General features: G+C 66.7%; 9 protein-coding genes. 6 read left to right on the forward strand and 3 right to left on the reverse strand.

The annotated features are described in order from the left end of the window. The first annotated feature begins 121 nt into the window (after positions 1-121). The 4 genes from topA (at position 122) to proC (ending at position 5,393) form a co-directional block, all read left to right on the forward strand. Positions 122-2,848 carry a type I DNA topoisomerase gene (topA, locus tag AB0280_RS06055; RefSeq protein WP_159630743.1) on the forward strand — a complete coding sequence of 909 codons (2,727 nt, stop codon included), beginning with the start codon at positions 122-124 and terminating at the stop codon, positions 2,846-2,848. A gap of 52 nt (positions 2,849-2,900) precedes the next feature. Further along, a complete protein-coding gene (locus AB0280_RS06060; protein WP_159630745.1) occupies positions 2,901-3,320 on the forward strand; it encodes an SseB family protein in 420 nt (139 codons plus the stop codon). A gap of 7 nt (positions 3,321-3,327) precedes the next feature. Further along, entirely contained in the window at positions 3,328-4,317 is a 990-nt protein-coding gene (locus AB0280_RS06065) for a Ppx/GppA phosphatase family protein (RefSeq protein WP_307489217.1), read from the forward strand. A gap of 242 nt (positions 4,318-4,559) precedes the next feature. Beyond that, positions 4,560-5,393 (forward strand): pyrroline-5-carboxylate reductase, encoded by an 834-nt coding sequence (gene proC / locus AB0280_RS06070; protein ID WP_159630749.1) that lies wholly within the window; start codon positions 4,560-4,562, stop codon positions 5,391-5,393. A gap of 18 nt (positions 5,394-5,411) precedes the next feature. On the opposite strand, the gene AB0280_RS06075 is transcribed toward proC, so the two are convergent. Further along, a complete protein-coding gene (locus AB0280_RS06075) occupies positions 5,412-6,098 on the reverse strand; it encodes a potassium channel family protein (RefSeq protein ID WP_026265713.1) in 687 nt (228 codons plus the stop codon). Next, the gene (locus AB0280_RS06080; protein ID WP_307489214.1) at positions 6,091-7,524 is read right to left on the reverse strand and encodes a TrkH family potassium uptake protein; all 1,434 of its coding nucleotides are present in this window, start codon (positions 7,522-7,524) and stop codon (positions 6,091-6,093) included. The genes AB0280_RS06075 and AB0280_RS06080 overlap by 8 nt, the downstream gene beginning before the upstream one ends. Before the next feature lie 104 nt (positions 7,525-7,628). Here AB0280_RS06080 and AB0280_RS06085 point away from each other — a divergent pair, with 104 nt between their 5' ends. Continuing rightward, positions 7,629-8,840 carry an acetoin utilization protein AcuC gene (locus AB0280_RS06085; protein WP_307489212.1) on the forward strand — a complete coding sequence of 404 codons (1,212 nt, stop codon included), beginning with the start codon at positions 7,629-7,631 and terminating at the stop codon, positions 8,838-8,840. 69 nt (positions 8,841-8,909) lie between these two features. Next, on the forward strand, positions 8,910-9,557 hold the full coding sequence (locus AB0280_RS06090) for an ArsR/SmtB family transcription factor (protein WP_224027012.1): 648 nt from the start codon (positions 8,910-8,912) through the stop codon (positions 9,555-9,557). Positions 9,558-9,580: 23 nt separating this feature from the next. Here AB0280_RS06090 and AB0280_RS06095 read toward each other — a convergent pair whose 3' ends face one another. Next, positions 9,581-10,930 (reverse strand): alpha-hydroxy acid oxidase, encoded by a 1,350-nt coding sequence (locus tag AB0280_RS06095; RefSeq protein ID WP_275182120.1) that lies wholly within the window; start codon positions 10,928-10,930, stop codon positions 9,581-9,583. Between the last annotated feature and the right edge of the window lie 3 nt (positions 10,931-10,933).

A 10,933-nucleotide genomic window follows, 5' to 3' on the forward strand; every position in this document is an offset into this window, starting at 1 on the left:
CCCCTCAAGCCCTCAACAGAGCCCCGTCTTTTCCACATGAATGCGCACGATTCCCCAAAATATGGTGAACTAGGCGAACATGGGCTCATCTGCCCCAGCAACCTTTTTCTGTAGGAGCACCGTGCCAAGCAAGGCCAAAACCGGCAAGAAACTCGTGATTGTGGAGTCTCCAGCCAAGAGCAAGACCATCGCCAAGTACCTCGGCGAGGGCTTCATCGTAGAGGCCTCCATTGGTCACATCCGGGACCTGCCGCAGCCGTCCGAACTCCCTGCCGAGCTGAAGAAAACCTCCGTCGGCAAGTTCGCCGTCGACATTGAACACGACTTCAAGCCCTACTACGTGGTGTCCCCGGACAAGAAGAAAAAGGTCACCGAGCTCAAAGCCGCGCTCAAGGACGCCGACGAACTCTATCTCGCAACCGATGGGGACCGCGAGGGCGAGGCCATCGCGTGGCACCTGCTGGAAGTACTCAAGCCCAAGGTCCCGGTGTACCGGATGACGTTCGGCGAAATCACCAAGGAAGCCATCCAGCGCGCCATGGGCAACCTGCGCGACGTGGACCAGGACCTGGTGGACGCCCAGGAAACCCGCCGCGTCCTGGACCGCCTCTACGGCTACGAAATCTCACCCGTCCTCTGGCGCAAGGTGGCCCGCGGCCTGTCCGCCGGACGCGTGCAGTCCGTGGTCACCCGCATGGTGGTGGACCGCGAACGCGAACGCATGGCCTTCAAGGCTGCCTCCTACTGGGACCTGACCGGCCAGTTCGGCGCCGAGTCCGGCTCGTTCAAGGCCAAGCTGGCCGCCGTGGACGGCGCCAAGGTGGCCACGGGCCGCGACTTCAACGACAACGGCGAGCTCACGTCCCGGAACGTGGCCCACCTCAACGAGGAACTGGCAACGTCCCTGGCGGCCGGCCTGCAGAACGCCGACTTCCGCGTCCGGTCGGTGGACACCAAGCCGTACACGCGCCGTCCCGCCGCGCCGTTCACCACCTCCACGCTGCAGCAGGAGGCCGGCCGCAAGCTGCGCTTCTCCTCCAAGAGCACCATGCAGATCGCCCAGCGGCTGTACGAAAACGGCTACATCACCTATATGCGTACGGACTCGTCCGCGTTGAGCGATGAGGCCATCACGGCAGCCCGCCGCCAGGCCTCCGAACTGTACGGCCCCGAATACATTCCCCAGTCGCCGCGCGTCTACTCCAATAAGGCCGCCAACGCCCAGGAAGCGCACGAGGCCATCCGCCCCGCCGGTGACTCTTTCCGCACGCCTGCCCAGGTCGCCAAGCAGCTCTCCGGCGATGAGTTCCGCCTGTACGAGCTCATCTGGAAGCGTACGGTCGCCTCCCAAATGGGCGACGCCAAGGGTTCAACGGCCACCATCCGCCTGGGTGCCGTCTCCGCAGATGGCCGGGACGCGGAATTCTCCGCCTCCGGCACCGTGATCACGTTCCCCGGCTTCCTCGCCGCCTACGAGGAAGGCAAGGACGAGACCCGCGGCGACGACGACTCCGACGAAGCACGCCGGCTGCCCAATGTGGCCAAGGATGACTCCCTGACGGCCGCGGACATCCAGGCCGTGGGCCACGAGACGTCCCCGCCGCCGCGCTACACGGAAGCATCGCTGACCGCGGAGCTGGAGAAGAAGGGCATCGGCCGCCCGTCCACCTACGCCTCCACCATCTCCACCATCCAGGACCGCGGCTACGTCCGGAAGCAGGGTTCAGCCCTGGTGCCCAGCTGGATCGCCTTCTCCGTCATCCGGCTCCTGGAGCAGCATTTCTCCGACTACGTGGATTACGAGTTCACCGCCGACATGGAAGGCGACCTGGACAAGATCGCCAATGGCCAGGAAGCCGGCGCCTCCTGGCTGCGGCACTTCTACTTCGGCGAGGATTCCGATCCGGGCCTGCTGAGCATCGTCAACAACCTGGGCGAGATCGATGCCCGGGAAATCAACTCAATCCCGATCACCGACGAGATCACGCTCCGGGTGGGCAAGTTCGGTCCCTACCTGGAAAGCTCTGCCGCCGTGGTGGACCCGAAGACGGGCGAGATCGTGGAATCGGCGCGCGCCAACGTGCCCGAGGACCTGGCTCCGGATGAGCTGACCGCGGCCAAGGCCATCGAGCTGATGGAGACGGCGGCCCCGGAGGAACGCGTGCTCGGCGCCGATCCGCATACGGGACACACCGTGGTGGCCAAGAACGGCCGTTACGGCGCCTACGTCACCGAGATCATCCCTGAGATGACCGACGAGGAACTGGCCAACCAGCCGGTGGAGTACTACAAGAACGGCAAGCCCAAGCCGCCGAAGAAGCCCGTCAAGGCAAAGCCCCGCACGGGGTCGCTCTTCAAGTCGATGACCGTGGAGTCCGTCACCCTGGACGAGGCGCTCCAGCTCATGAGCCTGCCCCGGGCACTGGGGGAGGACGCCGAAGGCAACCTCATCACGGTGCAGAACGGCCGGTTCGGGCCCTACCTGAAGAAGGGGACTGACTCCCGCTCCATTGGTTCCGAAGAGGAAATCTTCACCATCACCCTGGAACAGGCCCTGGAGATCTACTCGCAGCCCAAGCAGCGCGGCGCCCGTGCCGCGGTGCCGCCGCTGGCGGAGTTCGGCCCGGACCCGGTATCCGAGAAGAACATCGTGGTGAAGGAGGGCCGGTTCGGGCCCTACATCACCGACGGCATCACCAACATCACGGTTCCCCGTGCCACCTCGCTGGAGGAACTCACACGGGAACAGGCCGTGGAGTTGCTGGCAGAGAAGCGCGCCAAGGGCCCGGTCAAGCGGACCGCCACCCGCAAGGCGCCCGCGAAGAAGAAGGCAACGGCCAAGAAGTAGGCGTGTGGCCGGCGCGTTTGCGCCGGCCACCGTATCGTGATCGGCTAGGGGAATGACTGAACAGCCCGCGCACACGGATCTCCAGCCGCTCAACGACCTCGAGGAGAAGCTCGCCACCGGCGGACAGCCCGACGCCGACCCGGTGGACGTCATCCTGTCCTTCCTCAACAGCGAGGTCTACATCATCAGCTCGGACACGGTTGAGGGCATCGACTCCCAGGTGGAGCCCCTGGTCCTTGCCAACGCCGACGGCGACCCCGTCCTTGCCGTTTTCTCGCACCCCAGCCGGGTGGACCAGCAGTACCTGGAAGCCGCCCCCAACGTCCTGGGCACGCAGGGCGCTGCCATCATCGCCAATATCGGCGATGAGCTGGGCATGGTGATCAACCCCGGCGCAGCCTACGGTTTCGAGATCAACCCCGAGGGCGTCGCCAACATCAGGCGCGACTTCAAGCGCGCCGACGAGCAATAATGTCCCCATGCGTCTAGGCGTCCTCGACATTGGTTCCAATACTGTCCATCTGCTCCTGGTGGATGCCCACCCGGGCGCGCAGCCGGTCCCGTTCGCGTCCCATAAGCGGCCGCTGTCCCTGGTGCAGTACCTGGAACCGGATGGCAGCATCAGCGACGAGGGCCAGCACGAGCTGACCGAGTTCGTGCTGGAAGCCTGGGAATTCGCGGCGCGCCACAAGGCCGAGGACCTGCTGGCGTTCTGTACCTCGGCCATCCGCGAGGCCACCAACGGCCCAGCCGTCCTGGCCCGGGTCAAGCACGAAACCACGGTGACCCTCCAGGAACTCACCGGCAGCGAAGAGGCGTCCATGACCTTCTTCGCTGTACGGCGCTGGCATGGGTGGGGAGCCGGTCCCATCCTGAACCTGGACATCGGCGGCGGCTCGTTTGAAATGGCGTTCGGCCAGGATGAACTTCCGGAAGTAGCCACCTCGGTGCCCCTGGGCGCCAGCCGGCTCACCAGGGACTGGCTCGCCGAGGATCCGCCGTCGGCCAAAAGCGTCAAGGAACTGCGGCGGTACATCAGGGCCACGCTCAAACCTGCCGTCCGCGAATTCGACGGCCTGGGCCGGGCCAACGTGGTGGCCGGAACCTCCAAGACCTTCCGCTCCCTGGCCCGCATCGCCGGTGCCGCCCCCAGCGCCGAAGGGCCGTACGTCAAGAGGGAACTGCACGCCTCCGACCTTGGCATCTGGACCCAGAGGATCTCGGCCATGAGTTCGGAAGACAGGCTGCACCTTCCCGGTGTTTCCGAGGCGCGCGCCCATCAGCTCCTTGCCGGCGCTTTGGTGGCCGAGGCAGCCTTGGAAATGTTCAAGTTCAAGAAGCTCCGCATCTGCCCCTGGGCGCTCCGCGAAGGGCTCATCCTGCGGCGCCTGGACCAGCTGGTCTTTGCCGGACCCCTGGAGCCGGCGCCCCATGTTGCCGCTTCCCGGCCGGTGGACGCAGCAGTCTAGCCACAGGGGTCCAGCCTGCTTCGCAGCAGGTTCTTTAAAAGCGGAAGCACCGGGGCCGGCAACAGGAAAATGGGGGAAAACCTGCTGCCGTGCCACCGGTGCCCTTGGCAGGCATCCCCATGCCTGCCGCATCACTCGCACCCTCAATGAGGTAATAACTACGTTAGGACCCCAAGTTGTGTGCTGCCTGCGCTGAAGATGGGAGTTGCCTGTGAATGCCTCGCAACTGCAATGATGGAGGCATGAGCAACCGAATCGCATTCCTTGGCTGTGGATCCATGAACGAAGCCATTCTTGGCGGCCTGCTGGAGGCGGGGAAGGACCCGGGGGATGTGGTGGCCACGGTCCGCCGCGCCGGTCGCGCCGCGGAACTGGCCGAGCGGTACCACGGGATCACCGCCATCGCCGGCGAGGAAGAACCTGACAACAACAAACAGGCCGCCAAGGGATCTGCCGTAGTCATCCTTGGCGTCAAGCCCGTGGGCATCGCGGACCTGGCAAAGGAAATCAGCCCGGCCCTTTCGCCCGACACCGTGGTGGTCAGCGTGGCTGCGGCCGTGTCCATCGCCCAGCTGGAGGCTGCACTCCCCGCGGGGCAGCCGGTGATCCGGACCATGCCCAACACCCCCGCGAAGCTGGGCCGCGGCGTCGTCTCGGTTTCGCCGGGCACGCACTGCACTCCGGAACAACTCCAGATGGTCAAAGACATGCTGCAGGGCGCAGGAACCGTGGTTGAGGTCCCCGAGGAGCAGGTGGATGCACTCTCGGCCATCAGCGGCTCCGGTCCTGCCTACGCGTTCTACCTTGCCGAGGCCATGGCGTCCGCAGGGGAAGAGCTGGGCCTGGACCGGGAGTTGTCCCTCCTGCTGGCGCGCGAAACAGTGGCCGGCGCCGGCCTCATGCTGGCCGAGCCCGGGGCAGATCCCGCAGCGCTGCGCAAGGCCGTCACCAGCCCCAACGGCACCACCGAACGCGCCATTGCCACCTTTGACGAACAGGGCATCCCCGCGATCATTGCCGCCGGCGCCCGTGCCGCCGCCGACCGGGCAGCGGAGATCACCAGGCAGCTCGGCTGATTCCCAGGCGTGGCCCGGCTACGGCCGGGCCGCGAACCTCTCCAGCAGGTCCACGTGGCCGGAGACGATGAGCATGTCCCGGGAGGACACCTTGGTCTCGGGCCGGGCGTACGTGAAGTCCTCACCCGGGGACTTCACGCCCACGATGGTCACGCCGTACTTGGAGCGGACCTTTGACTCGTCCAGGGTGAAGCCCACGGTCTCGCGCGGCGGGTACATCTTCACGATGGCAAAGTCGTCGTCGAACTCGATGAAGTCCAGCATGCGCCCGGAGACCAGGTGCGCGGCGCGGACTCCGGCGTCGGCCTCGGGGTAGATGACGTGGTTCGCGCCGATCCGGGTCAGGATCTTGCCGTGCGACGGAGTGATGGCCTTGACCCAGAGGTGCTCGATGCCCAGGTCCACCAGGTTCACGGTAATCAGCACCGAGGACTCAATGGAGGTGCCCACGCCCACGACGGCGGAGCTGAACTCCTGGGCGCCCAGCTGGCGGAGTGCGTCGATGTTGGTGGCATCAGCCTCCACCACATGGGTCAGGAGGGGTGCCCATTTCTGCACCAGGTTCCGGTCCCGTTCAATGGCGAGCACTTCCCGGCCCTGCTTGACCAACTGCTCCGCGGTGGATGATCCGAAGCGGCCCAGCCCGATGACCAGTACCGGAGCATTGTGGGCGGGGCGCCGGGGGGCGTCTGTGGAACTAGCCAATGATCGGCCTCTCTTCGGGGTAGTGGTACAGCTGGCTGCGCTGGCGCAGGGCCAGTGCAGCGGCGAGGGTCACGGTGCCCACGCGGCCGGCGAACATGAGGGCTGTCAGTACGTAGACGCCCTCGGGCGGAACCTCCGCGCTGAGGCCGGTGCTCAGGCCCACCGTGGCGAAGGCCGAAATCGTCTCAAACAGTACCCGGTCCAGTGATGCGCCGCTGAACTGCAGGAGCAGGAAGGCGGAGACGGAAACAAGCGTGGCGCCGGCAACGATCACGGAGATGGCCACCCGCATGGTGCCCTGCGGGATGGTCCGGCCGTACACCTTAACGTCGGCGTCGCCGCGGGCTTCGGCAACAATGGCCAGGAACATCACGGCGATGGTGGTCACCTTGATGCCGCCCGCCGTCGACGCCGACCCGCCGCCTGCGAACATCAGCGCGTCAGTCAACAGCTTGGTGGTGGATTCCATGTGATTCTGGTCCACCAGGTTGAATCCACCCGAACGCGTCATGACCGAGGCAAAAAGGGAATGGGTGATCTTGTCGCCGATGGCCATGGGCCCGATGGTCCGGGCGTTGTCCCACTCCATCAGGGCCCACAGCAGTGTGCCCGCGGCAAGCAGGATGAGGGAGACCTGGATGGTGAGCTTGGTGTGGAGGTTCCACTTCTTCCAGTTCAGGCCGTTCTGCTGCAGGACCATCACCACCGGGAACCCCAGGCTGCCCAGGAAGACCCCCACCATGAGGGGGATCAGGATCCACAGGTCCGTCTCGTAGGGCACGATGCCGTCCGAGTGCGGCGTGAAGCCGGCGTTGTTGAACGACGAAATGGAATAGAAGACGCCGTGCCAGACAGACTGCCAGAACGGTTCGCCCAGGGTGAGGAACCGCGGGACCAGGGCGAGCGCCAAGATGCCCTCGATGACCACGGAAGTGGTGATGACGATCCGCAGCAGCGTACCCACTTCGCCCAGGCGGCCGGCGTTATTCATGGACTCCGCCGCAATAATCTTGCCGCGCACACCCAGCCGCTTGCTCACCATGAGCGCCAGCAGCGATGCCAGCGTCAACGTGCCCAAGCCGCCGATGAAAATGCCCACCAGGATCACCAGCTGGCCAAAGAAGGACCAGTGGACCGCCGTCGACACCACCGTGAGTCCCGTGACGCACACCGCCGAGACGGCCGTGAACAGCGCCTGGTGGATGGGGGTGGGTGTTCCGTCAGCCGACGATACGGGCAGGGACAGCAGGAAGGTGAATACCGTGCACACAGCGGCGAACGCGGTCAGTGCCAGCCGTGCGGGGGAGGTGTTGGCGATGTCGTCAATGAAGTCTCGCAGCCGCGTGAAGATCCAGAGGCCCTCCCGCTCCTGCGCCGGGGGGTGCCAGGGGGCCGGAGTCCGGGGCCTCGACTGGCTTTGCGTCATGTGTGGGTTTTCCTCGGTTGAAACGGCTTCCTTCAGTAGTAAACCACTAAAGCCCGCGCCATGGCCGGGCCGGCGGCAGCGCGGGCTCGGGTAGCCTGTGATTGATGACATACCTGCCCGGACTCAGCCAGCCCGCGCCGCCAACGATGGTGGCGTGGAGTCCTGACATGACAGCTTACAACTTTGGGCCCGGCCACCCCATGGCGCCCGAGCGTATGGACCTGACCGCGCGCCTGTCCCTCAGCCTGGGGCTCTTCGACCTGGACCACGTTGACCTTGCAGCCCCGGAGGTCGCATCGGACGCGGAACTGGAGTCCGTCCACTCCGCTGATTACGTTGCAGCAGTCCGCCGGGTCAGTACGGACCCTTCCCGGCCGGACGAGTCGCGCGGGCTGGGAACCGAGGACGATCCGGCATTCGCGGGAATGCACGAGGCCGCGGCGCGCCTGGCCGGCGGTTCGCTGCTGGCGGCCCAGCGCGTGCTGGATGGTTCGGCTGTCCACGCGGTGAACTTCGGCGGCGGCATGCACCACGCCGCCCGGGAGCGCGCCAGCGGATTCTGCATCTACAACGACGCCGCCCTTGCCGTGCAGAAACTGCTCGACGGCGGGGTGGGCAAGGTGGCCTATATCGACGTCGACGCGCACCACGGCGACGGCACGCAGAACATCTTCTGGGACGATCCCCGGGTCCTGACGATCTCGCTGCACGAGACGGGGCTGACCCTCTTTCCTGGCACGGGCTTCGCCAACGAGGTGGGCGGCCCCGTGGCGGAGGGGACGGCCGTGAACGTCGCCCTGCCTGCAGGAACGTCCGACGCCGGCTGGCTTCGCGCCTTCTACGCCGTGGTGCCGCAACTGGTGGGTGCCTTCGAACCCGGGGTGATCGTGAGCCAGCACGGCTGCGACTCGCACCGCAGCGACCCCCTCACGCACCTCAACCTCAGCGTGGACGGCCAGCGCGAGGCAGCGAACGCCGTCGGGCACCTGGCCGAACGGCACTGCGGCGGCCGCTGGATCGCTACCGGCGGCGGAGGCTACAACGTGCTGGATGTGGTGCCACGGGCCTGGAGCCACCTGGTGGCCATCGCCGCGGGGCGGCCGGTACCGCTGCGGACCCCCGTGCCGGCGGACTGGCGTCAGTACGTGATGGAGAAGTTCGGCAGGGAAGCGCCCGCCCTGATGGGGGATGACGTGGAGCTCTGGTGGCGGTCCTGGGAGGTGGGCTTCGACCCCAATGACGCCGTGGACCGCACCGTCATGGCCACCCGCAAGGCAGTGTTCCCGCTGCACGGACTGGATCCCTGGTTCGACTAGTCAAGCCGGAACTTCGCGCCGCCGAAATAGTTGATGCCTTTAGACGTATATGTCGCTAGGGTGGGAGGCATGGTGACAGACGACGTATTTGCCGTCATAGCGGAATCCACCCGGCGGGACATCCTGGTGGCCCTTCGGGCAGGAGATAAAGCCGTGGGGGAACTGGTGGAGGAACTGGCGGCGAGCCAGCCCACCATTTCCAAGCACCTGAAAGTCCTCCGTGAAGCGCAGCTGGTCAGCATGCGGGCGCAGGGCCAGAAGCGCTACTACGCCTTGAACCGGGGACCGCTGGAAGGCATCGCCAGCTGGCTGGAAACGTTCGACGTCGGCACCGCCGGCAGCGCCGCCGCCGCACCGTCCGGCGCGGACCAGTCAGCAGCAGTCCCGTCACCCGCCGCGCAGGCAGAGGCCGCCCCGGAAGTCCCCGCCCACCTGCAGGAGGGCGTTGCCGCTGCGGCCGCTTCGTTGCCGCCGGCCCCCAGGGCGGCGCAGCCGGCGGTGACGCAGAAACCCCGGGAAGAGGTCCCCGCGCCCCTGCTGGTGCGGGAAGGCGCCGAGCTGAGCCCCGCCGTCGTGATTCCCGGCGGGACAGCCGCCCCGCTGAGCGACGATACCGTTCCGCAGCAGATCGGACGCACCGTTGGCCGGGCGGCCACCAAGGCGGCCGACCTGTTGGCCAGCCTCCCCAACCTGCCGAAATTCGGACGCAAGAAGTAGGGCCCGGCCGGAAGAGGCAGGGCCTACCTGGCCAGCAGCCGCACGTGCTCCGGGGTGAGTTCGGAAACGCGGCTGACACCCAGGAGGGCCATGGTGCGGGCCATGTCCTTTTCCAGGATCTGCAGGGTCCGGTCCACGCCTGCGCGGCCGCCGGCCATCAGTCCGTAAAGGTAGGCGCGGCCGATCAGCGTGAAGTCGGCGCCCAGGGCCAGCGCCGCCACGATGTCCGCGCCGCTCATGATCCCGGTGTCCAGCATGATGGCCGCCGTGGCGTTGTCCGCAGCGAAGGCCTGCTTGACCTCGGGGAGCAGATGGAACGGGATAGGGGCCCGGTCCAGCTGGCGTCCCCCGTGGTTGGACAGGATGATGCCGTCGGCGCCGTGATCCACCACGCGGCGGGCGTCCTCCACCGTCTGGATGCCCTTGACCACCAGCTTGCCCTTCCACGTTTCCCGCAGCCAGTCCAGGTCCCCGAACGTCAGGGTGGGATCGAACATCGAGTTGATCAGGTCCGCCACCGTGCCGGTGTAGCGGGACAGTGAGGCGAACGTCAGGGGCTCATGGGTCAGGAAGTTGAACCACCAGGCCGGCCGGTAGGAGGCGTCCAGGACGGTCTTGAGCGTCAGCGCCGGCGGGATGGTCATACCGTTGCGGACGTCCCGGAGCCGGGCACCGGCCACGGCGGTGTCAACCGTGACCATGAGGGTGTCGTTGCCTGCCCTGGCAGCGCGTTCGATCAGTTCCAGCGAGCGGTCCCGGTCCGTCCACAGGTACAGCTGGAACCAGTTGCGGCCGTTGGGCGCGGCGGCGGCCACATCCTCGATGGAGGCGGTGCCCATGGTGGACAGCGTGTAGGGAATGCCGGCGGCTTCCGCGGCCTGGGAGCCGGCGTACTCGCCCTCGGACTGCATCATCCGGGTGAAGCCGGTGGGGGCGATGCCGACCGGCAGCCGCGACGGCTTGCCCAGGATCTCGGTGCTGAGGTCGATGCTGGAGACGTTCCGCAGGATGCCCGGACGGAACTCGATGTCCAGGAAAGCCTGGCGGGCGCGGCGGAGGGTGATTTCCTCTTCGGCGGCGCCGTCCGTGTAGTCGAAGGGCGCCTTCGGGGTGCGGCGTTTGGCGATGTCGCGGAGTTCCCAAATGGTGCTGGCCCGCTGCAGCCGGGCAGCCTTGCTGAATCCGGGCTTCTTGAACTGCATCAGGGGCGCCAGGTCCGAGTACTTGGGGACGCGGCGCTTGAGTGCTGGAGGCACCAAACCGGGAAGGGCAGCCGACGACGGAGCCTTGGCAGGTGCCGGGGCTGCGGGGACGTCCGTGGCCTCCGGAGCCGGGGTAGCCTCCGGGTTGTTGGGCTGGATGGTGTGGGTCATGGG

The sequence above is a fragment of the Pseudarthrobacter sp. 902506025 genome, assembly GCF_040702325.1.
Taxonomy (GTDB): Bacteria; Actinomycetota; Actinomycetes; order Actinomycetales; family Micrococcaceae; genus Arthrobacter.